The 22,908-nt window shown below is 68.7% G+C and carries 18 protein-coding genes and 1 pseudogene; 14 read left to right on the top strand and 5 right to left on the bottom strand.

Going from position 1 to position 22,908, the window contains the following annotated elements; translation table 11 throughout:
• Positions 1–87 precede the first annotated feature (87 nt).
• The gene (locus OHB23_RS20750; protein ID WP_027504330.1) at positions 88–804 is read left to right on the top strand and encodes a response regulator transcription factor; all 717 of its coding nucleotides are present in this window, start codon (positions 88–90) and stop codon (positions 802–804) included.
• Positions 801–2,441: a sensor histidine kinase gene (locus tag OHB23_RS20745; RefSeq protein WP_328810304.1), complete on the top strand. Its 1,641-nt coding sequence runs from the start codon at positions 801–803 to the stop codon at positions 2,439–2,441. The genes OHB23_RS20750 and OHB23_RS20745 overlap by 4 nt, the downstream gene beginning before the upstream one ends.
• Here the strand turns inward: OHB23_RS20745 and OHB23_RS20740 are convergent.
• A pseudogene (locus tag OHB23_RS20740) lies at positions 2,331–2,864 on the bottom strand (LysE/ArgO family amino acid transporter); the annotation flags it as partial. The gene OHB23_RS20745 and the pseudogene OHB23_RS20740 sit on opposite strands and share 111 nt — an antisense overlap.
• A 76-nt stretch (positions 2,865–2,940) precedes the next feature.
• Between OHB23_RS20740 and OHB23_RS20735 the strand changes: the two are divergent.
• A complete protein-coding gene (locus OHB23_RS20735) occupies positions 2,941–3,840 on the top strand; it encodes a LysR family transcriptional regulator ArgP (protein WP_222641062.1) in 900 nt (299 codons plus the stop codon).
• Here the strand turns inward: OHB23_RS20735 and OHB23_RS20730 are convergent.
• Positions 3,800–4,228: an HIT family protein gene (locus OHB23_RS20730; protein WP_027504327.1), complete on the bottom strand. Its 429-nt coding sequence runs from the start codon at positions 4,226–4,228 to the stop codon at positions 3,800–3,802. The genes OHB23_RS20735 and OHB23_RS20730 overlap by 41 nt on opposite strands.
• A 94-nt stretch (positions 4,229–4,322) precedes the next feature.
• Between OHB23_RS20730 and OHB23_RS20725 the strand changes: the two genes are divergently transcribed.
• Together OHB23_RS20725 and OHB23_RS20720 are read left to right on the top strand one after the other, a co-directional pair.
• On the top strand, positions 4,323–5,702 hold the full coding sequence (locus OHB23_RS20725; RefSeq protein ID WP_328810303.1) for a bifunctional glycosyltransferase family 2/GtrA family protein: 1,380 nt from the start codon (positions 4,323–4,325) through the stop codon (positions 5,700–5,702).
• The gene (locus tag OHB23_RS20720; protein WP_442972998.1) at positions 5,699–7,687 is read left to right on the top strand and encodes a glycosyltransferase family 39 protein; all 1,989 of its coding nucleotides are present in this window, start codon (positions 5,699–5,701) and stop codon (positions 7,685–7,687) included. The genes OHB23_RS20725 and OHB23_RS20720 overlap by 4 nt, the downstream gene beginning before the upstream one ends.
• A gap of 57 nt (positions 7,688–7,744) precedes the next feature.
• Here the strand turns inward: OHB23_RS20720 and OHB23_RS20715 are convergent, their stop codons facing one another.
• The gene (locus OHB23_RS20715) at positions 7,745–8,200 is read right to left on the bottom strand and encodes an ArsR/SmtB family transcription factor (RefSeq protein WP_056446646.1); all 456 of its coding nucleotides are present in this window, start codon (positions 8,198–8,200) and stop codon (positions 7,745–7,747) included.
• Positions 8,197–9,294 (bottom strand): serine hydrolase, encoded by a 1,098-nt coding sequence (locus OHB23_RS20710; RefSeq protein WP_328810302.1) that lies wholly within the window; start codon positions 9,292–9,294, stop codon positions 8,197–8,199. Before OHB23_RS20710 ends, OHB23_RS20715 begins: the two co-directional genes overlap by 4 nt.
• Positions 9,295–9,397: 103 nt before the next feature.
• Here OHB23_RS20710 and purD point away from each other — a divergent pair, with 103 nt between their 5' ends.
• The 7 genes from purD to OHB23_RS20675 all read left to right on the top strand — a co-directional run bounded on the left by purD (position 9,398) and on the right by OHB23_RS20675 (position 18,311).
• Complete coding sequence (gene purD, locus OHB23_RS20705; RefSeq protein ID WP_056446650.1) at positions 9,398–10,657, top strand: phosphoribosylamine--glycine ligase; 1,260 nt, start codon at positions 9,398–9,400, stop codon at positions 10,655–10,657.
• Positions 10,658–10,659: 2 nt separating this feature from the next.
• Complete coding sequence (locus OHB23_RS20700; RefSeq protein ID WP_328810301.1) at positions 10,660–11,814, top strand: pyridoxal phosphate-dependent aminotransferase; 1,155 nt, start codon at positions 10,660–10,662, stop codon at positions 11,812–11,814.
• Positions 11,815–11,901: 87 nt separating this feature from the next.
• The gene (locus tag OHB23_RS20695; RefSeq protein WP_027504321.1) at positions 11,902–12,546 is read left to right on the top strand and encodes a TetR/AcrR family transcriptional regulator; all 645 of its coding nucleotides are present in this window, start codon (positions 11,902–11,904) and stop codon (positions 12,544–12,546) included.
• Between the two features lie 34 nt (positions 12,547–12,580).
• Positions 12,581–14,002, top strand: coding sequence for an adenylosuccinate lyase (gene purB / locus OHB23_RS20690; RefSeq protein WP_328810300.1), 1,422 nt, complete (start codon positions 12,581–12,583; stop codon positions 14,000–14,002).
• Between the two features lie 67 nt (positions 14,003–14,069).
• Complete coding sequence (locus OHB23_RS20685) at positions 14,070–15,392, top strand: UDP-glucose dehydrogenase family protein (protein WP_285187721.1); 1,323 nt, start codon at positions 14,070–14,072, stop codon at positions 15,390–15,392.
• Between the two features lie 78 nt (positions 15,393–15,470).
• Complete coding sequence (locus OHB23_RS20680; protein ID WP_056446666.1) at positions 15,471–17,258, top strand: DUF4012 domain-containing protein; 1,788 nt, start codon at positions 15,471–15,473, stop codon at positions 17,256–17,258.
• A 135-nt stretch (positions 17,259–17,393) separates the two neighbouring features.
• Entirely contained in the window at positions 17,394–18,311 is a 918-nt protein-coding gene (locus OHB23_RS20675) for a siderophore-interacting protein (RefSeq protein ID WP_328810299.1), read from the top strand.
• Here the strand turns inward: OHB23_RS20675 and OHB23_RS20670 are convergent.
• Entirely contained in the window at positions 18,308–19,723 is a 1,416-nt protein-coding gene (locus OHB23_RS20670) for an MDR family MFS transporter (RefSeq protein WP_328810298.1), read from the bottom strand. The two genes, OHB23_RS20675 and OHB23_RS20670, sit on opposite strands and share 4 nt — an antisense overlap.
• 99 nt (positions 19,724–19,822) lie before the next feature.
• Between OHB23_RS20670 and OHB23_RS20665 the strand changes: the two genes are divergently transcribed.
• A complete protein-coding gene (locus OHB23_RS20665) occupies positions 19,823–20,707 on the top strand; it encodes a phosphoribosylaminoimidazolesuccinocarboxamide synthase (RefSeq protein ID WP_056446672.1) in 885 nt (294 codons plus the stop codon).
• Positions 20,708–20,712: 5 nt separating this feature from the next.
• Positions 20,713–22,878: a S9 family peptidase gene (locus OHB23_RS20660; protein ID WP_328810297.1), complete on the top strand. Its 2,166-nt coding sequence runs from the start codon at positions 20,713–20,715 to the stop codon at positions 22,876–22,878.
• The last annotated feature ends 30 nt before the right edge of the window (positions 22,879–22,908 follow it).

Here is a 22,908-nt window from a genome sequence, read left to right as displayed (position 1 = left end):
TCGGGGCTCACAGGAACCTCACAGCGACACCCCGGGCAGGAACCAGCAACGCCGGACACCATGGCACTCGTGAGCGAGAATTCCGTCATGACGACTCCCCGACCGCAGACCACCGCCGAGGCGAAGGTACTGGTGGTCGACGACGAGCCGACCATCGTCGAACTGCTGTCGGTCAGTCTGAAGTTCCAGGGATTCGAGGTCCGCACGGCGCTGGGTGGGCCCGCGGCTCTGGACGTCGCCCGGACCTTCCGGCCGGACGCGTTGATCCTGGACGTGATGATGCCCGACATGGACGGCTTCGGGCTGCTCCGCCGACTGCGCGCCGACGGTATCGACGCGCCCGCACTGTTCCTCACGGCACGGGACTCGGTGGAGGACAAGGTGACCGGTCTGACCATGGGTGCGGACGACTACGTCACCAAGCCGTTCAGCCTCGAGGAGGTGGTGGCGCGCCTGCGCGTGATCCTGCGCCGGTCGGTGCGCGGTCCGGAGGCGCAGCCGTCACGCCTGACGTTCGCCGACATCGAGCTCGACGACGACACCCACGAGGTGTGGAAGGCGGGCGAACCCGTCTCGTTGTCCCCGACGGAGTTCACGCTCCTGCGTTACCTCATGGTCAATTCCGGGACGGTGTTGTCCAAGCCCCGGATCCTGGACCACGTGTGGCACTACGACTTCGGGGGTGAGGTCGGTGTCGTGGAGTCCTACGTGTCGTACCTGCGCAGGAAGGTCGACACGACGGAACCCCGGCTGATCCACACACTGCGAGGCGTCGGCTACGTCCTGCGGGAACCGCGTCGGTGAAGCGGCACCTACGCGCCGTCCCGCTCCGCGTCACCCTGGTGTCGGTGCTGCTGCTTCTCGTCGCCCTCGGTCTCGTCGGTTCGGGTGTGGCCGTGACCTCGGCACTGCAGAACACGCTGACCCAACGTGTCAACGAACAGCTCATGGAGGCGGCGTCCGGCTGGGCCAGACCTCGTGGGGAGCGGTTCCTCGGACCTCCCCCGGAGGAGGCGAACCCGCAGCGTCCGCCCACGGCGTTCTACGTCCGCTCGGTGGCGGCGGACGGCACCGTGCGTACTCCCGTGAACGATGTCGGGGACGATCAGCCCGATCTGACCGGCGTCCTGACCGCCACGCCGACCACTGTCGGATCGGTCGGCGATCCCGACGAGTCGTGGCGCACGGTGACCGTCTCGAACGAGGACGGCCAGACGACGGTCGCGATTCCGCTGGCGGGCAACGAGGCCATCGTCTCCAGGCTCGTGACTCTGCAACTGTCCATCGGTCTCGCAGTGCTGGTGGTGCTGGGTGTCGCCGCGTACTTCCTGGTACGCCGGAGCCTGCGGGCGCTGCAGGAGGTGGAGGTGACGGCCGCGGCCATCGCGTCCGGGGATCTGCATCGACGCGTTCCCGAGTGGAACGAACGCACCGAGGTGGGGCGACTGTCCGCGGCACTCAACGGAATGCTCGCCCAGATCCAGCACGCCTTCGCTGCGACGGAGGCGTCCGAGAACGCGGCGCGCGAGTCCGAGAACGCGGCACGTGCGTCGGAGGACCGGATGCGCCGTTTCGTGGCCGACGCCTCCCACGAGCTCCGGACCCCGCTGACGACGATCCGCGGCTTCGCCGAGCTCTACCGGCAGGGGGCCATGACCGACACCGAGTTGCTGATGACCCGTATCGGGGGAGAGTCGGCGCGGATGGGTCTGCTCGTCGAAGATCTGCTGATGTTGGCGCGGCTGGACGCCCAGCGTCCGCTCGATCGGAGCCCCGTGGACCTCCTCGTGATCGCAGCGGACGCGGTGCACGATGCGGCCGCCACGGCTCCGGAACGAGCCGTGAGTCTGCAGGTGCTCGAGGGCAGCGGCGTGCCGGAGGTGCTGGGGGACGATGCGCGTCTGCGCCAGGTGCTCGGCAACCTGGTGGGCAACGCGCTCCGGCACACCCCGCCGACGGCGTCGATCACCGTGGCGGTCGGAACCGTCGGTGAGACAGCCGTTCTGGAGGTTCGTGACACCGGGCCGGGACTTACCGAGGACGATGCCGAGCGCGTCTTCGAGCGGTTCTATCGGGCGGATCGTTCGCGCACGAGAGAGAGCGGCGGGAGTGGTCTGGGTCTGTCGATCGTGTCCGCGCTGGTCGCGGCCCACAGCGGTCGGGTCTCGGTGGCGAGCGCGCCCGGCCGGGGTGCGACGTTCCGCGTGGAGCTGCCCCTGGCGGGCCGGCGTCCGGGTGGACGGGTGGAGTCAGCCGGAGACGAGCCCCTCGACCAGGACGACGGCGATGAGGAGCATGACCACACCGATCAGGACGTCGAGCACACGCCACGCGACGGGTCTGGCGAAGATCGGCGTCATGAATCGCGCGCCGAATCCGAGGGCCGTGAACCAGACGATGCTGCCCAGCGTCGCGCCGAGGGCGAACCACCAGCGCGCTGACCCGGTCTCGCGATTGGCGACGGAGCCGAGGAAGACGACGGTGTCCAGATAGACGTGCGGGTTGAGCCACGTCAGTGCCAGGCAGGTGAGGACCGCGGACCGCAGCGACACACTCGCTCCGTTCCCGCCGACGGTCAGACTCGTCGGGCGCAGTGCCCGTCGGAAGGCCATGAGTCCGTACACGGTGAGGAAGACGGCGCCGGCGACCGTGACGACGGTGACAGCCGTGGGGTAGGTCTCGACGACCACGCCGATGCCCGAGACTCCCGCGAGGATGAGGACCGCGTCGGACAGAGCGCACACCAGGACGACGGCGAGCACGTGCTGTCGTGCTATGCCCTGACGGAGAACGAAGGCGTTCTGTGCGCCGATCGCGACGATGAGGGAGAGGCCGACACCGAAGCCGACGAACAGGGAGGACATGACCGGAACGCTAGGTCGAACCAGACGATGTAGTCCAGCTCATGTTTTTCAGGACTGATGAGCGTAGCTTCACATCATGCAGTCGGACCAGCTCGAGGCTCTGCGTGCCGTCGTCGACGACGGCACGTTCGAAGCGGCTGCGCGGTCGCTGCACATCACACCGTCGGCGGTGAGTCAGCGCATCAAAGCGCTGGAACTGCGGGTCGGTGCCGTTCTCGTCTCGCGCACGAAGCCCGTGATGCCGACCGAGTCCGGCGTCGTGCTGCTCCGGCTCGCCCGGCAGATCCAGACTCTGACCGACGGCGCCGTGCGGGAGTTGCGCACCGCGGACGACGTCGCTCGGGTGTCGCTGGCCGTCAACTCGGATTCCCTGGCCACGTGGGTGTTGCCGGCGCTCGCGCCACTGGCGGGCTCCGTGATCCTCGACATCCATCGAGAGGATCAGGACCACACCGCCGAACTCCTCCGCGGTGGAACGGTGACGGCGGCGATCACGTCCGTGGACACACCTGTCCGCGGCTGTACCTCGACCAGGCTCGGCTCGATGCGGTACCGCCCCTGCGCGTCTCCGTCGTTCGTGACTCGATTCCTGGACGACGGCGTCACTCCGGACGCCCTGGCCCGAGCCCACGTCGTGGTGTTCGACGAGAAGGACGCGCTGCAGGATCGCTACCTCTCGCGACACGGCGTGTCCGCGTCGGTGCCGCCGCGACACCTGGTGCCGTCGTCCACCGAGTACGCGCGTGCCGTGCATCTGGGCTTCGGCTGGGGCATGCTGCCGGACCAGCAGCGCGGCGGACTCGACGTCGTCGAACTCGACGACACCGTGATCGACGTGGCGCTCCACTGGCAGCAGTGGACGCTGTCGTCGCCGGCGCTCGACACCGTGGCCGCGGCGATCGTCGGAGCCGCGCGGGCGGTTCTCGGACGACCGATCAGCGACGGGGGACGTGCTGCCCGTGGCCGAGCGCCGTGAGCGCTGCGGTGATCTTCTCCTGCGCCTCGTCCAGCGACTCGGGCGACGGGGAGGTGTCGGCGCCGGAGATGTCGAAGTCCGCCATGTCGAAGGCCGGGAACACGTGCAGATGCAGGTGCGGCACCTCGAGACCGGCGATCAACAGACCCGCCCGAGGGGCGTCGAACGCCGACCGGACGGCCTTGCCGACGGTCTGAGCGACCGACGTGAGCGATCCGAAGGTCGTCGGATCGACGTCCTGCCACTGATCGATCTCGGCTCGCGGGACGATCAGGGTGTGACCCTGCGTGACTGGGGCGATGGTGAGGAACCCGACGACGTCGTCGTCCTCCCACACGAAGCGGCCCGGGATGTCGCCGGCGATGATTGCGCTGAACACGGATGCCATGGGCCGACTCTATTCGTCGGCTCCGCATCGGCTCCCGGGTACTTCCCGGGTTCGCCCCGGGTCGGTCCCGGGGCGGCGCACGAGTGTTCGGTGCATGACAACCAACTCAGTGGTGGAGCGGGAAGGCCGGAGGCCGGCCGGTGACGGGCGGGAAGGCCGGAGGCCGGCCGGTGACGGGCGGGAAGGCCGTGGGCCCGGGCGCGGGCGCGGGCCGGAGCCGGGGCCGAGTGGGGGTGCGGCGCGGACGGTGACCGTCGAGCTCGTGGTGCCCGTGTACAACGAGGAGGCCGCGCTCGAAGCCTGTGTCCGCAGGCTGCACGCCTTCCTGCGGGCCGACGCTCCCTGGTCGACGGTGATCACCGTCGCCGACAACGCGAGCACGGACGCGACACGGTCGATCGCCGAGCGCCTCGCCCGGGAGCTCGACGGTGTCTCGGTGCGACATCTGGACGACAAGGGTCGCGGTCGCGCGCTCAAGGCGGCGTGGACGGAGTCGGAGGCCGACATCGTCGCGTACATGGACGTCGACCTGTCGACGGATCTCGGTGCACTCGTGCCCCTCCTGGCTCCGCTGGCATCGGGCCATTCCGATCTCGCGATCGGGTCCCGGCTCGCCTCGTCCTCGCGAGTGGTGCGAGGGGCGAAGCGAGAGTTCATCTCCCGCACCTACAACGTCCTCCTCCGCACGGGTCTGCGGACCAGATTCTCCGACGCTCAGTGCGGGTTCAAGGCCGCGCGCACCGAGGTCGTCCGGGAACTGCTTCCGCTGATCGAGGACACCGGGTGGTTCTTCGACACCGAACTGCTCGTCCTCGCGGAGCGTGTCGGTCTCCGCATTCACGAGGTGCCCGTCGACTGGGTCGACGATCCCGACTCGAGCGTGGACATCGTCGACACCGCACTGGCCGATCTGAAGGGCTGCTGGCGCGTCGGGCGTGCGCTCGCGACCGGCGCCCTCCCGATCGCGGACCTGCGTCTCAGCCTGGGTCGTGGACCCCTGTCGTCCACCGCCTCCACCACCGAGGTCTCCGAACTGAGGGGAGTGCCCGTCGGCATGATCGGTCAACTGGTGCGGTTCGCGCTCGTCGGCGTCGCCAGCACTGTCGCCTACGCGGTGCTGTACCTGATCCTGCACACGATCCTCGGCGCGCAGGGCGCCAACTTCGTCGCGCTCCTCGTCACCGCAGTGCTGAACACCGCCGCCAACAGAGCCTTCACATTCGGGGTCCGAGGCTCCGACGGGGCTGCGGCGCATCATCTTCAGGGTCTCGCGGTGTTCGCCTTCGGGTGGCTCGTCACCGCCGGTTCTCTCGTCGCCCTGCACGAGTGGGCTCCGGGTGCGTCCAAGCACGTCGAGCTCCTCGTTCTCGTTCTCGCCAACCTGGTCGCCACCGTGACGCGCTTCGTCGCGCTGCGCTGGGTCTTCCGGGCTGCATCCTCCGCCCGCACTCGTCAGATGGAGTCCACCTCGTGACCACCCTCCTCACCGCCCCGGAAGATCACGTGCACGACGGGGCTCCGCGCCCGGTCCGTACTCGTTGGGAACCATGGGCCGCTGCGGCCCTGATCCTGGGAACTGCTGTCGCCTACCTCGTGAACCTGAGCAGCAACGGATGGGCCAACTCCTTCTACTCCGCTGCGGTGCAGGCGGGTTCGCAGTCCTGGGAGGCGTTCTTCTTCGGCTCCTCCGATGCCGCGAACTCCATCACCGTCGACAAGCCGCCGATGTCGCTGTGGCTCATGGAACTGTCCGTCCGGGTGTTCGGGCTGAACTCGTGGGCGATCCTCGTGCCGCAGGTCCTGCTGGGTGTCGCCTCCGTGACGCTGCTGTGGCGCACCGTACGGCGACAGTGGGGACCGGCCGCCGGACTGCTCGCAGGACTGGTTCTCGCGCTGACTCCCGTGGCGGCACTGATGTTCCGTTTCAACAACCCCGATGCGCTGCTGGTGCTGCTCATGATCGCGGCGGTGTGGGCGATGATGCGGGCTGTCGAGACCGGTCGCACCCGGTGGCTCGTGGTCGTCGGCACGATGGTCGGACTCGGCTTCCTGACCAAGCAGCTGCAGGTCATGCTGGTGGTTCCCCCTCTGGCGCTGACGTACCTCCTGGCCGGGCCTGTGTCGCTGCGACGGCGCATCCTGCAGTTGTGTGCCGCGCTGGGCGCGATGATCGTGTCGGCCGGATGGTGGATCGCCGTCGTGGAACTCTGGCCGGCGTCGTCGCGGCCGTGGATCGGTGGGTCGCAGAACAACTCGATCCTCGAACTGACGCTGGGATACAACGGTCTCGGTCGGCTCAACGGTGAGGAGACCGGTTCGGTCACGCCCGGCGGCGGCGGTGGTGGTGGCGGCGGAATGTGGGGGGAGACGGGCATCCTGCGGATGTTCGACGCCTCGCAGGGCGGTCAGATCGCCTGGCTCGTTCCCGCTGCGCTGATTCTGGGAATCGCGGCGATCGTGCTGCGCGGCAGGGCTCCTCGTACCGACCTTCGGCGCGCTGCGCTGATCGTCTGGGGACTGTGGCTCCTGGTCACCGGGCTGACGTTCAGCTTCATGGCCGGCATCTTCCACTCGTACTACACCGTGGCGCTGGCGCCGGCGGTCGCGGCGCTGGTGGGCATGGGCAGCGTGGCGCTCTGGCGGGCCCGCGAGCGCCTCGTCGCACGCATCGTTCTCGCCGCGACGGTGGTCGCGACCGTGGTGACGTCCTGGATCCTGTTGTCCCGCAGCGCATCCTTCGTTCCGTGGCTGAAGGTCGTCGTCGTGCTGGTCGGTGTGCTCGCGGTCGTGGGGCTGCTCGTTCCGCGGCTGACTCGCGGCAGGCTCGCCGCGGTCACGGTTCTGGCGGCGGTGATCGCGGGACTCGCAGGACCGACCGCCTACGCCGCGAACACCATCGCGACACCGCATCAGGGCTCCATCGTCACGGCCGGGCCGAACACCGGTGGCGGCTTCGGGCGTGGCGGCATGGACGGCGGGCGCGGCATGCGCGACGGCGGTGCCGGCCGGATGCCCGCCGGGGGACAGGCGCCGACGGGTGCGCCCGGTCAGCTCCCGGGTGGCGCCGCGCAGATGCCGGGTGGCGCGGACGGTGGCGGCGGCATGGGCGGGTTGCTCGATGGCAGTACTCCGAGCGCCGAGATGGTCGCCCTGCTCGAGGAGAACTCGGACTCGTACACCTGGGTCGCCGCGGCGATCGGGTCCAATGCCGCGTCGGGCTACCAGTTGGCGACCGAGGACCCGGTCATGCCGATCGGTGGTTTCAACGGCAGCGATCCCTCCCCGACGCTGGCCGAGTTCCAGCAGCACGTCGCCGACGGTGAGATCCACTGGTTCATCGCGGGCGGCGGTATGGGAGGCGGTGCGTCCGGTACCTCGGCGGAGATCAGCGAGTGGGTCACCGCGACCTTCACCGCCCAGACCGTGGACGGCGTGACACTGTACGACCTCACCGCCTGACCCGGATCCGGTGCAGTGAACCGTGCTGACCACGGTCCACTGCACCGGGATCTCACATCAGCGAAGTTCTCCGGCGATGTCGGCCGAGGCGAGCATCAGCACCAGCGCGGGCACGACGGTGCGTGCGGCGAGCCGGTAGTCGCCCCGGCCGTGCTGCTCGACGATCCGCGCCGACGTGAGGGTCTTCAGATGGTGATAGAGCTGACCGACGGACGACAGTCCCACCGCCGCCTGCAGATCGGCGGCGACCGCGGGACCGCGCAACAGTGCGCGGACCACGGCGAGCCTCACAGGGTGGCCGAGCGCCGCCAGCACCTCGACCGCCCGGTCGGGGGGAAGATCGAGCACGGCGTCGGGCACGTACTCGATGGACCAGGTGACGTCGCCGGCCAGATGGACGTCACCCGAGTAGGACACGAGGCCCCCGGTGGACGCCGCCGTCTGTCGGGGGTCCCCCTCGAGCGCCGCGACCCGAGCCTCCAGGGCTGCGACGCGTGCCTCCAGCTCGCTCACGAGATGCAGGCTAGCCGCCCCACTGTCGCCGGATCCGCCGCAGCCTCGAGGAGCAGCGTCTGATGCTGGGTCAGGTTCGTCGTCGCGGACTCGTACTCGGCTGCGGTCAGACCATGGTTCAGCCACACCACCACGGCGGGGGCGCCGTCCGCGCGGCGGAACTCGAAGCCGTGCGTGAGAACTCCGGGCAGATTTCCGCCCTTGAACCCCATGGCCACGAACCCGGCGTCCGCAGGCGGGTCCTGCCATTCGAGGTGGCGCCTGACGGTGCCGACCCCCGAGCCGTAGGAACCGTCGGCGACGGCGGTGTGGAATCGCGCGAGCTCGGCGGCCGTCCCGGTCGGGCCGAACCGATCGAAGTACGTGAGGAGTTTTGTCTCGTCGCGCGGTCGCGCAGTCGTTCCGTACGTCGCGCGGAAGTCGGCGTCGAAGGCGAACCGCTGTGCGAGCGACCACAGATCGTCCGTGTCGACGGTCGCGTCGAGGGCGCCGAGCGTGACGCCGACGAGGGTGGGTGGTGTGAAGTCGCTCCACCCGCCCGCTGCGGCGGCGTCCCGCAACGCGTCGTCGCCCAGGCGGTACCGGAGGTAGTCGGGCACTCCGTTGTCGCTCTCACGCACCATCGCGGTGACCATGTCGTCGAGCCGCACCGTCGCGGCCGGATCCGTCGGCGATGTTCCGTCGTTCGCGATGCCGAGGCGATTCAGAGCCGCGATGTGGGCACCGCCGTCCGTGCCGGGTGCGTACCACCGCTGCCAGTCGGCGACAGGGATGCGTTCGTCCGGGTCCAGCGTGCCGTCGGCCACGGCGCGGGCGTAGGCACCGAGGTGTACGACCTTCACGGCGGAGGCGAGGGGGTGCGGCGTGTCCGCGTCGTGCTCGGCGGTGTGTCCGAGCCCGTCGTCCACCGCGAAGGACACCGATTCCGGGTGCTCGGCGGCGAAGCCGATCCAGCCGTCGGGTGTGGTCATGTCCGCAACGGGGGCCGGTGCGCACGTCGTGGTGGACGTCGGCTCGGCCGTGCTCGGCGGTGCGGACGAGCACCCGGCCAGCAGAATCGACGCCGCGGTCACGGCGGTGAGAGTGCGCATCATCGGTTCTCCTCGGGTCGCATCGTTCGGCTATTCCGTAATTCCGGAATTACCATAGCGCGAACGGGCGCGCTGGTCCAGAGGTCGTGGCCAGTACGCTGCTCTCGTGCGAGTACTCGTCATCGGTTCCGGAGCCCGTGAACATGCCCTGCTGATCGCCCTGGCGGCGGACCCCGAGGTGAGCGCGGTGATGTGCGCACCCGGCAACGCCGGCATCGAGACCGTCGCCCAGACGTACCCCGTCGACGTCGCCTCCGGGGAGGCCGTCGTGTCGCTCGCTCGCGAGCGCGGCGCCGATCTTGTCGTCATCGGCCCCGAGGTACCGCTGGTGCTCGGCGTCGCCGACGCGGTGCGCGAGGCCGGGATCGCCTGCTTCGGTCCGTCCGCCGCGGCCGCCCGGATCGAGGGTTCCAAGGCGTTCGCGAAGGACGTCATGGCGTCGGCCGGGGTCCGCACCGCGACCAGCGAGGTGGTGGACACGCCGGCACTGCTCGATGCCGCCCTCAACCGCTTCGGGCCGACGTGGGTGGTGAAGGACGACGGACTGGCCGCGGGCAAGGGAGTCGTCGTCACGCAGGACCGCCTCACCGCGCGCGCTCACGCCGCCGAGCTCCTCGAACTCGGCCATCCCGTGTTGCTCGAATCGTTCCTGTCCGGCCCGGAGGTGTCGCTGTTCTGTCTCGTCGACGGCGAGACCGTGGTGCCGCTCCTGCCCGCTCAGGACCACAAGCGCGTCGGAGACGGCGACACCGGGCCCAACACCGGCGGGATGGGCGCCTACACACCGTTGCCGTGGTTGCCCGACTCGATGGTCCAGCGCATCGTCGACGAGGTGGTCGCGCCCGTGGCAGCGGAGATGGTGGCACGGGGTTGCCCGTTCACCGGCCTGCTCTACGCGGGCCTCGCGGTGGACGGTGAGGGCCCCGCGGTCATCGAATTCAACTGTCGCTTCGGTGATCCCGAGACCCAGGCCGTGCTCGCACTGCTCGACTCACCGCTCGGTGCGGCGCTGTACGCGGCATCCACCGGAACATTGGCGGACCTGCCGCCGCTGCAGTGGAAGCAGGGTTCGGCGGTCACCGTCGTGCTCGCCGCCGAGAACTATCCCGGCCGACCGCGCACCGGAGACGCCATCACCGGCGCCGAGAACCCCGGCGTGCTGCACGCGGGGACGGCGCACGGCAGGAACGGTGGCCTCGTGTCGGCCGGGGGCCGCGTGCTCAGCGTCGTCGGCACCGGGGCCGATCTCGCCGCCGCCCGCACCGAGGCGTACGACATCATGGCGCGAGTGTCGTTGACCGGCGGCCACTTCCGCACCGACATCGGACTCTCGGCCGTCGAGGGCCGGATCTCGATCCCCTCCTGACGATGGTCGAGGAATCCGCGCGCTCGCGTATCGAGCCGTTCCGCGTCATGGACGTGTTCGCCGCTGCGGCGCGCCGCCAGGAGACTCACGGCGACGTCGTGTCCCTCGCGGCCGGACAGCCGTCCACGCGTGCGCCCGGGCCGGTCCTCGCTGCCATGCGCACGGCGCTCGACGACGACGTGATCGGCTACTCCGAGACGTTGGGTACCGCGCGGCTGAGGGCGACGATCGCCGCCTACCTGTCGAGGCGATCGCAGGTCGTCATCGAGGCCGAGGACGTCGTGGTGACCACCGGGTCGTCGGGTGCGTTCACGTTGCTGTTCCTCGCGGCGTTCGACGCCGGCGACACCGTGGTGATGGCGCGACCCGGTTATCCCGCGTATCGCAACACGTTGTCCGCGTTGGGGTGTCGCGTGGTCGAGCTGGACTGCGGCGAGGACGTGCGCTTCCAGCCGACGGTCGCGATGCTCGATGCGCTCCCCGAACCTCCGAAGGGACTGATCATCGCCAGTCCGGCCAATCCGACCGGCACGATCATCGATCCCGACGAGTTGGCCGCGCTCGCGCGATGGTGCGACGAGCACGGCACGCTGCTGATCTCCGACGAGATCTACCACGGCATCTCCTACGGCGACGTCGAGTGCCGGAGCGCTCGGGAGTTCTCGGACGGCGCCGTCTCGATCGGGTCGGTCTCGAAGTACTTCTCCATGACCGGCTGGCGTCTCGGCTGGATGGTGCTCCCGCGTTCGCTCACCCGAGCGGTCCAGCGGCTGGCCTCGAACATGACGGTGTGTCCGCCGACCGTCTCGCAGCTCGCCGCGGTCGCCGCCTTCACGGACGAGTCCCTCGCCGAGTTGGACGGTCACGTGCGGCGGTACGCCCGCAACCGCGAGGAACTGCTCGGCGGTCTCCGTGATGCCGGCATCACCCGGCTCGCTCCCGCGGACGGCGCCTTCTACGCGTACGCCGACATCGGGCACCTGACGGACGATTCGTTCCGATGGTGCGCCGACACCCTGAACGAGACCGGCGTGGCCGTCGTCCCGGGTGCGGACTTCGACACGGTGCACGGTCACCACACGGTGCGCTTCTCCTTCGCCGGTGCGACCGAGGACATCACCGAGGCGCTGCGTCGGCTCACCCCGCGACTGCGGTAGTAGGCTGCGCCCCCGTGCGCCTTTTGCGCATCCAGGGATACGCAAAAGGCGCACGGGGGAGAAGCGCCGGTGGCAGCATGTGTACGCATGTCGACCGGCTCCGCTCCCCGCTCGACGCCCAAGGGTCGGCGTCGGCGCGAGGCCCTCATCTCGGCCGCAGCGGATCTTCTGCTGGCCGGAGGGTACGACGCCGTGCGGCACCGGAGCGTCGCGGCGAGGGCCAGGCTTCCGCTGGCGTCGACGACCTACTACTTCGACTCCCTGGACGACCTCGTCACGCACGCCGCGGAACTGAACGGGGTCCGCGAGATCGCGATGATCCGCGACCGGATGACCGCATTCGCGCCGGCTGCGTTGGACACCGCGGACACGGTGGACCTGGTGGTCGACCTGCTCGTGGGTCCGGACGACGGCGACGAGGTCCGGCGGGACCTGATGGTGGCGCGCTACGAGCGGGTGCTGGCCGCGGCGCGGCATCCGCAGCTGCAGGAACTGCACTGCCGGCTGCGTGGTGAGTTGGAGGACATGCTGTCCGACGTGCTGTCCGCCGCGGGTCGGCCCACCGACCGTGACCACGTCCGCCCGCTCCTGGCTCTCGTCGACGGTGTCGTGATGGGCGCGTTGGGGGAGAACGGGGCGGACCTGCGGTCACGCGTGCGGGACGTCCTGCTGGATGCGGTGGACCGTCACGCGCCGTTGTCGCGGGAAGTCCGGAGGACGGTCGCGCAGTAGGGGAACGTGCTCTCGGGCCGTAAACTGGCCGCTCGTGAGCCGTATCCCGAATGTCCTCGCCCACCGTTACGCCAGTCCCGACATGGCCCGTCTGTGGTCACCCGAGCACAAGATCGTGCTCGAGCGTCAGCTGTGGATTGCCGTGCTGCGAGCGCAGGCCGATCTCGGTGTCGACGTCCCGGCGGAGGCCATCGCGGACTACGAGCGAGTGGCCGACCGGGTCGATCTCGAGTCGATCGCGGATCGAGAGCGGGTCACTCGTCACGACGTGAAGGCGCGGATCGAGGAGTTCAACGCCCTTGCCGGCCACGAGCACGTGCACAAGGGTCTGACCAGCCGCGATCTGACGGAGAACGTCGAGCAGCTGCAGATCCTGCGGTCGATGGAACACGTGTACGGGCACGGCGTGGCTGTCGCGGCGCGTCTGGCCGAGCGCGCGGCCGAGTACACCGAGGTGGTCATGGCCGGCCGCAGCCACAACGTCGCGGCGCAGGCCACGACGCTGGGCAAGCGGTTCGCGTCGGCCGCCGACGAGCTGATGGTGGCGTTGACCCGGCTCCGGGAGCTGATCGACCGGTACCCGCTGCGCGGCATCAAGGGTCCGATGGGGACGGCCCAGGACATGCTCGATCTGCTCGGCGGCGATGCCGACAAGCTCGAGACCCTCGAACGCGCGGTGGCGCAGCATCTCGGTTTCGCCCACGTCTTCACGAGTGTCGGCCAGGTCTACCCTCGTTCTCTCGACCACGACGTGGTGTCGGCGCTGGTGCAGGTGGGTGCGGCGCAGTCCTCCTTCGCCCACACGGTGCGTCTGATGGCCGGACACGAGCTGGTGACCGAGGGTTTCCAGCCGGGTCAGGTGGGCTCGTCGGCCATGCCGCACAAGATGAACACCCGGTCCTGCGAACGCGTCAACGGCCTGCAGGTGATCCTGCGCGGCTACGGGTCCATGGCCGCGGAGCTGGCCGGCGCACAGTGGAACGAGGGCGACGTCTTCTGTTCCGTCGTGCGTCGTGTCGCGCTGCCGGACGCATTCTTCGCCATCGACGGGATGATGGAGACCTTCCTGACCGTGCTCGCAGAGTTCGGTGCCTATACCGCGGTGATCGCCCGCGAGCTCGATCGCTATCTGCCCTTCCTGGCGACGACCAAGGTGCTCATGGCCGCCGTCCGCGCAGGCGTCGGTCGGGAGACCGCCCACGAGGCCATCAAGGAGCATGCCGTGGCCGTCGCTCTCGCGATGCGGGAGCAGGGGAGGGAACCGGACCTCCTCGACCGACTCGCGGCCGACGAGCGGTTGCCGCTCGACCGCGCGGCACTCGACACGGCGCTGGCGGATCGGTCGGCGTTCATCGGCGCCGCGCACGCGCAGGTCGCTGCGGTCGTCGCCGCGGTGCAGACACTGGTCGACGCGAACCCGGAGGCGGCTCGGTACACACCGGCTCCCATTCTGTGATGTGAACCGTGACGACGGGGCGGTCTCCCGGTGGAAGTGACGGCCGTCAGACCCTACGGTTCGTCATGTGAGCAAAGTTGTCGTCATCGGAACGGGTTACCTGGGCGCCACGCACGCTGCGTGCATGGCCGAGATCGGACACGACGTCCTCGGGGTCGATGTCGACCCGAGCAAGCTGGCCAAGCTCGAGGCGGGGGAGGTGCCCTTCTGGGAGCCCGGGCTCGAGGAAGTGTTGCAGCGCAACATCGCAGCGGGCCGCCTGCGCTTCACCGCGTCGTACGCGGACGCTGCAGCGTTCGGTGACATCTTCTTCCTCGCGGTGGGCACGCCGCAGAAGAAGGGCGAGTACGCCGCTGACGTGACGTACGTGAACTCGGTGGTGGAGAACCTCGCACCGCTGATCACCGGACCCGCTGTCCTCTTCGGCAAGTCCACGGTCCCCGTGGGCACGGCGGAGCGACTCGGCACGATGGCCCATGCGCTCTCGCCGGCAGGCGAGGACCTCGAGGTGGCCTGGAACCCGGAGTTCCTGCGCGAGGGTCACGCCGTGGAGGACACGCTGCACCCGGACCGGCTGGTGCTCGGGGTCGACAGGAACCGTCCTCGGCGCGCGGAGGAGGTCGCGCGCGAGGTCTACGCGCCCCTGCTCGCCGAGGGGATCCCCTTCATCGTGACCGATCTGGCCACCGCCGAATTGGTCAAGACGTCGGCCAACGCATTTCTCGCGACGAAGATCTCGTTCATCAACGCTATTTCCGAGGTCTGTGACGCGGCAGGCGCCGATATCACCGTTCTGGCCGACGCAATCGGTCACGACGATCGAATCGGACGCAAATTTCTCAACGCCGGGATCGGTTTCGGTGGCGGTTGCCTGCCCAAGGACATTCGCGCATTCATGGCCCGTGCCGGTGAGTTGGGAGCCGATCAGGCGCTGACCTTCCTGCGCGAGGTCGACAACATCAACATGCGTCGTCGCACCGGCATGGTCGAGGTCGTGCGCGACACCGTGGGAACTCTGCTGGGAGCTCAGGTCGCGGTGCTGGGTGCCGCCTTCAAGCCCGATTCCGACGACGTCCGCGATTCGCCGGCTCTCAATGTCGCTGGGCAACTGCAACTTCAGGGTGCCGGTGTGACCGTGTACGACCCGAAGGCCAACGACAACTCGCGCGCGCTGTTCCCCACGCTGGGGTACGCGAGCTCTGCGCTGGAGGCGTGCGCGAAGGCCGACGTGGTACTCGTGCTCACCGAATGGCGTGAATTCCGCGAGCTGGTTCCCGCCGATCTGGAGGGCGTGGTGCGAGAACGCAGAATCATCGACGGACGCAATTGCCTCGACGTGAATATGTGGCGTTCTGCCGGGTGGCACTATCGCGGTCTCGGACGACCCTGAGTCCGACGAAACGACAGTCGACAACGCCATTGATACACTCCTGCCGAATATCGGTCCGAGAACGAGCAGAGGATTGTCGTGTCGAATGAGCTCGGTGGAACCACGACGGCACGGCGACGGCGGGTCCCGATCTGGGTGTGGATCGTGGCCGTCGTCCTCCTGGCTCTGGTCGCGTGGTTCGGGTGGACCGTCTACACGGCGTACAAGGGGCTGAGCTCCGCCCGTGACGATGCACTCGCGGCACGGTCGGCGATCCTGGCCGGCAACGCGGACGAGGGTCGTGAGCGCGTCGCGGACGCGACCGCCGCGTCGACAGATGCGCTGGATGCGACCGAGTCGCCCATCTGGAAGGCCGTCGCCGCCATTCCGGGTGTGGGCTCCCCTCTCGATGTCGTGGGTCCGCTCACCGGACTCGTCCACGACCTCACGACCGAGGTCCTTCAGCCCGCGGTCGACGTCGGTGCGGTGCTGAACCCGAGTGAACTGCGCGCCGACGACGGCACGATCGATCTGGGTGCGCTGCGCGAGGCGTCGCCGACCCTCGAGCAGGTGTCCGCCTCGGCGACCGCACTGAACCAGCGCGCGGAGTCCATCGACACCGACAGTTATCTACCGCAGGTCACCGAGGCCGGTGATTCGCTGAAGGCGCAGTTGGACGATCTGTCCGGGCTGCTCACCAACACCAGCCTGGCGTCGAAGATCCTCCCGGACATGCTCGGCGAGAACTCACCCAAGAGCTACTTCCTGGCGTTCCAGACCAATGCCGAGTCGCGCGGTACCGGCGGGCTCATGGGTGGATTCGCCATCATCGACGCGGACCGGGGCAAGATCTCGCTCGACGCACTGGCGAAGAACAGCGAGCTCGGTGCCCTCTACGACCCGATCGATCTGGGGCCCGACTTCGCCAAGGCGTACGGCAACCAGTACAACGCGACGGCCAACTGGCAGAACGCGAATGTGAGTCCTCACTTCCCGTACACGGGGGAGATCCTCCGGTCGATCTGGCAGCAGGAGTCCGGTCAGTCCGTCGACGGTGTGCTGGCGACCGACCCGGTCGCGCTGAGTTACATCCTCGGCGTGGTCGGCCCGGTGACTCTCGCCGACGGCGAGCAGGTCACGTCGGACAACGTGGTGAACCTGACGCAGTCGGAGGCGTACTTCCGCTTCGCCGACGACAACCTCGCGCGCAAGGACTACCTGCAGCAGATCGCGGCCCGCGTCTTCTCCAAGGTGGAGGGCAAAATCAACGATCCTGCGGGACTTCTCGACGCCATCGGACGTGGCGTCAGCGAGGGCCACACCGCCGTCTGGAGCGCGGACCCCGCGATCCAGAGTGTGCTCTCCGGAACCAAGATCGCGCACGAGGTGCCGGACGATCCCGCGCCGTACGCCGCGCTGGTGGTCAACAACGGTGCCGGTGGCAAGCTCGACTACTACCTCGAGCGAGACATCACCTACACCGCGACGTCCTGCGAGGGGGACACCCGGACGACCCAGATCACCGCCTCCGTGACCAACACGGCTCCGCCGCAGGAGTACCCGACGTACATCGCCGGACGTCAGAACGAGACGACCGCGTACGAGGGTCCCCCCGGAACCAATCGATCGGTGGTGTCGGTCTTCACGACGACGGGGTCGACGCTGACGAAGGCGTCGATCGATGGTCAGCAGGTGTTCGTGCTCACCGGGCAGGAACGGGGCCATCCGTTCTTCTACACGCCGTTCGTCGTCGAGCCGGGGCAGACCAAGACCCTCGTCCTCGACCTCGTGGAGCCGACGGCGCCGGGTGCTGCGCGGGTGCCGCTCCAGCCTGCGACGCTCCCCGGCACCGCCACCGTCGACGTGCCGGACTGCTCGGGATCCTGACGCGGCTCTCGTGAGATCGTGACGCGCTGGTCACAGCTGTCTGTGACCGGCCCCATTGCACTCCGCCGCCAGGCATGGTTAGGCTCGCCTTACAGTCGCTCGATCCCCCGAGCGTGCCGCAGGCGAGGAGGTCCGATGTCGACAGCGTTCGAACTCGACGCCGCGACGCTCGATGCGGAACCGGGCTTCTATCCGGCGTCGGTGCTGTCCACGACGGCGATCTCGCCCAGCATGGTGCGCATCGTTCTCGGCGGCCCGTGGGTGGAACGGTACGTCGGCGTCGAGGCACCGGACGAGTGCGTGACCGTGTACTTCCCGCCCGCCGTCGACGACGTCCTGCCGCCGATGACCTGCTGTAAGGGCGTGTGGGGCTACCACGACGCGGCGACGCGGCCGGAGTGCCGCAACTACACCGTCCGCATGCGCGACGACGACACGCTGACCATCGACTTCGTCCTGCACGAGAGCGGCGTCGCATCGAACTGGGCGCGGCTGGCGCGCCCGGGCCACAGCGTCGTCCTCTCGCGCCCCCGCTCCTGGTACCGGTGTCCCGAGGACGCCGCGTGGCAACTGCTCGTGGCGGACCAGACGGGTCTGCCGGCCATCGCCCGAGCACTCGAACAGGCACCGGCCGGGCTGCGGACCCACGTCGTGCTCGAGGTCCTCGACCCCGCCGACATCCAGTCGTTCGACACGGCGGCGGACGTCACCGTCGACTGGCGCGTGGGTACCGGCAACGGTGTGATGCCGAGCGTTCTCCCCGATGCGGTCGCGTCGTACGAGCGTCCCGCGGGCTCCGGATACGTGTGGTTCGCCGGTGAGGCGGGCGCGTCCCGCGTGGTGCGCTCCCACGTGCGCAAGCAGTGGGGCATGAGCACCCGTGAGTGCTCGGTCATCGGATACTGGCGCGAGCGCGCCGAGGAGTGGCTGGCCTCCTACAAGCGGTACGAGGCGATGGCGCTCGCGGGCTACAAGCGCGCTCTGCGCGAGGGCAAGTCGGAAGCGCAGGCGCAGGACGAGTTCGAGGCACTCCTCGAGCGCGTCGGCCTCTAGCTCTTCTCGGGATCGGCGATACGGCCACCGGGCATCGCGAGCGCGGCGATCAGCAGCAGGACCGCTCCGCCGATCACCGTGTAGAACACGATGTGCAGACCGTCGCCGAGTTCGGTCGGCGATGCGTCGTCTCCGACGGTGGCATTGACGATGGCCCCGCACACCGCGATGCCGACGGCGCTGCCGAGGTTGCGGGCGAACGTGTTGGTGGAGGTGACCACTCCGCGCTCGGACCAGTCGACACTCGACTGCGCCGCGATGAGCGCAGGGCCCGCGATCAGCCCCATCCCGGCTCCGATCACGAGGCACCCGACGCAGATCTCCCACACCGACGACGTCGTGGTCCATCCCAGTGTGAGCAGCGAACCGGCCGTGACGATCGACCCACCGATGACCGCGGTGCGCCGGAACCCGATGCGCAGATACACCCGACCCGACTGTGACGACATCAGCGGCCACGACAGCAGGAGCGGTGCGAGGGTGAAGCCGCCCGCCAGTGCGCTCAGCCCCAGTACGCCCTGGACGAACGTCGGGACGTACGTGGTGAGCGTGAGCACGACGGCGCCGATGACGGCGCCCACGGCGCTCGTGGCGACCAGGACGCGACGCGTCAGCACCCACAGTGGCAGCACGGGGGACGCGACGCGTCTCTCGACGAGCACGAAGGCGGCGAGCCCGGCCACTCCGACGGCGAAGACCGCGACACTCGCTCCCGACGTCCACGCCCACGACTGACCACCCTCGAGCAGCCCGAGGATGAGGGCGCCCGCGCCGACGGTGAGCAGCGCGGCGCCGACGTAGTCGATGCTCTGCCGCGTCGACGGCCTCGCCGTCTCGTCGAACTTGCGGATCAGCATCATCGCCGCGACCAGGCACAGCGGGATGTTGACGAAGAAGATCCAGCGCCACGAGAGGAACTCGGAGAAGATGCCGCCGAGACTGGGACCCACGATGGACGACATCGCCCACACGCTGGCCAGGTAGCCCTGCGCCTTCGCGCGCTCGCGCACGGTGTAGATATCGCCGGCGATCGTCTGCACCATCGGTTGGATCGCGCCCGCGCCGACGCCCTGGATCGCCCGGGCGACGATGAGGGCGGGCATGCTCCAGGCGATCCCGCACAGCACCGAGCCGATCGCGAAGACGGCGATGCCGAACAGGACGAGACGCTTGCGGCCGAAGAGATCCGCCAGCTTGCCGTAGACCGGCACGGTGACGGCCTGTGCGAGCAGATAGATCGAGAAGAGCCACGGGAACTGGGAGAAGCCGCCCAGGTCGTCGACGATGGTGAGGACGGACGTGGCGATGATCGTCGAGTCGAGGGCGACGAGCGAGTTGCAGAGCATCAGCGCCGCCAGGATCGGGCCTCGTTCGGACCGGAATCCGACCTGCACCCTGTCCGTCGTCGTCACCCGCCACACTCCTTCGTTCGCCTCGGTACCGAGGGTCCCTCCGAACACTGCCAGACACCGCCACCACCGCGATGCGCGGCACGACTACGCTCGAACGTCGTGCGCCCCTCTCTCTCGCAGTATCCCCATCTGGCGGCCGGCAAGGTCCGCGACCTGTATCGCATCGACGACGACCATCTGCTCCTGGTGGCGAGCGACCGCATCTCCGCGTACGACCACGTGCTGTCGACGCCCATTCCTGACAAGGGTCGCGTGCTCACCGCGATGAGCGTGTTCTTCTTCGACACTCTCGGCGTGCGCGATCACCTCGCCGGAGACGCGGAGGATCCGCGGATCCCGCAGGAGGTGCTCGGCCGCGCGCTGGTGGTGCGCGCGCTGCGCATGGCACCGGTCGAGTGTGTCGCCCGTGGCTACCTCACCGGGTCCGGGCTGCTCGACTATCGGGAGACGGGTGCGGTGTGCGGCGTTCCGCTCCCGGACGGTCTCACCGAGGCGAGCACGCTCCCGGAGCCGATCTTCACCCCCGCCAGCAAGGCGGCGATCGGCGATCACGACGAGAACATCGACTTCGATTCCGTGGTCGCCCTGGTCGGAGCCGACACGGCGGACAAGCTGCGCTCGGCCACGCTCGACATCTACGCGCGCGCCGCGGAGTTCGCCGCCGGACGCGGAATCATCCTCGCCGACACCAAGTTCGAGTTCGGTGTCGACGACGACGGCGAGGTGGTCCTCGCCGACGAGGTGTTGACTCCCGACTCGTCCCGGTACTGGCCGCTCGACGGCTACACCGAGGGGCAGGCGCAGCCGAGTTTCGACAAGCAGTTCGTCCGGGACTGGCTGACCGGTGAGTCCGGATGGGACCGCCACGGCGATGCACCGCCCCCGCCGCTGCCCGACGACATCGCCGACCGCACCCGGTCGCGTTACGTCGAGGCGTACGAACGACTCTCGGGTCTCTCCTTCGACGATTGGGTACGACCGTGACCGACATGCAGACGCACGACGCGCAGCAGACGACACCACCGATCGCCAAGACCGTTCCGCACACGCGCACCCACCACGGTGACGTCGTCGTCGACCCGTACGAGTGGTTGCGGGAGAAGTCGGATCCCGAGGTCGTCGCGTACCTCGAGGCGGAGAACGCCTACACCGAGGCACAGACGGCCCACCTGGAGCCGCTGCGCACGGCGATCTTCGACGAGATCAAGTCGCGCACACAGGAGACCGATCTGTCGGTGCCCACGCGCCGCGGACTCTGGTGGTACTACGGGCGCACGCTGGAGGGCAAGAGTTACGGCATGCAGTGCCGCTGCCCGGTCGCCTCGGTGGACGACTGGACGCCGCCCGCGCTCGAACCGGGTGTCGAGGTCCCCGGCGAGGAGATCGTCCTCGACGCCAACGTGCTGGCAGAAGGACACGATTTCTTCTCGCTCGGCGCATTCTCCCTGAGCGACGACGGACACCTGCTCGCGTACTCCGTCGACACCGCCGGCGACGAGCGGTACACGTTGCGCATCAAGGATCTTCGTACCGGAGAGCTGTTCCCGGACGAGATCGAGCAGACCGCTCCCGGAGCGACCTGGTCCGCCGATCAGCAGTACCTCTTCTATCAGACCGTGGACGACTCGTGGCGTCCGGACAAGGTGTGGCGACACCGGATCGGGTCGCCCACGTCCGAGGACGTGGTGGTCTTCCACGAGCCGGACGAGTCCTACTGGGTCAGTTTCGGATCCACGCGCAGCGAGAAGTACCTCGTGATCTGGGTGGGGTCGAAGGTCACCACCGAGGGCTGGTACCTCGACGCGCAGGATCCGACGGGCGAGTTCCACGTGATCCTGCCGCGCAGGGACGGCGTCGAGTACAGCGCGGAGCACGCCGTGGTCGCGGGCCGCGACCGGTTCCTGATCCTGCACAACGACGTCGTCGACGGAGTGAAGGCGGAGAACTTCGTCCTGGCCGACGCGCCGGTGGAGGACCCGTCGGACATGACGATTCTCCTGGAGCACGCCGACGACGTGCGGCTCGAGGACGTCGACGCGTTCGCGCACCACCTGGTGCTGTCGTACCGCCGGGAAGCCGTGCCGCGCATGGCCTTGTGGCCACTGCTCGACAGCGGCTACGGCGAGCGTCACGAGCTCGAGTTCGACGAGGAACTGTTCTCGGTGGGTCTCGGCTCGAATCCGGAGTGGGACGCACCGCTGCTGCGTTTCGGCTACACCTCGTTCATCACGCCCTCGCGCGTCTACGACTACGACCTGGCCTCTGGCGAGCGCATCCTGCGCAAGTCGCAGCCGGTGCTCGGCGATTTCGACCCGACGCGGTACACCCAGACCAGGGAGTGGGCGACGGCGGAGGACGGCACGCGAGTGCCGCTCTCGGTGATCCAGCGCGTCGACGTCGAGGTGTCCGAGGGCGGCGCGCCGACGTTGCTGTACGGGTACGGCTCGTACGAGGCGAGCATGGACCCGGGCTTCTCGGTGTCGAGACTGTCCCTGCTCGATCGGGGCATCGTGTTCGTCATCGCGCACGTGCGCGGCGGCGGGGAGATGGGCCGCCTCTGGTACGAGGACGGCAAGATGCTACACAAGAAGAACACGTTCACCGACTTCGTCTCGTGCGCACGGCATCTGATCGACACCGGGGTGACGTCTCCCGATCGTCTGGTGGCCGACGGTGGCAGCGCGGGCGGCCTCCTCATGGGAGCGGTGGCCAACCTCGCACCCGAACTGTTCGCGGGCATCCTCGCCAACGTCCCGTTCGTGGATCCGCTCACGTCCATTCTCGACCCGTCGCTGCCGCTCACGGTGATCGAGTGGGACGAGTGGGGAAACCCGCTGGAGGACAGAGACGTCTACGACTACATGAAGTCGTACAGCCCGTACGAGAACGTGGCGGAGAAGGACTACCCGGCCGTCCTGGCCATCACCTCGATCAACGACACGCGCGTGCTCTACGTCGAACCCGCGAAGTGGATCGCCGCTCTGCGGGTGAAGAACACCGGCAGCGAGCCGATTCTGCTGAAGACCGAGATGAGTGCCGGGCACGGCGGGGTCAGCGGGCGATACGAGAAGTGGAAGGAGATCGCCTTCGAGTACGCGTGGGTGATCGAACGCACGGGTGCGATTGCCACGGGTGGCCGCGATACGGCAAGCTGACGGCGTTCGCCGGGGGGTGGACTGCAGCGA

Origin of the sequence: Rhodococcus sp. NBC_00294 (assembly GCF_036163995.1) — a bacterium.
In the GTDB taxonomy this organism is placed as follows: Bacteria; Actinomycetota; Actinomycetes; order Mycobacteriales; family Mycobacteriaceae; genus Rhodococcoides.
This window is presented reverse-complemented; position numbering and strand designations above follow the sequence as displayed.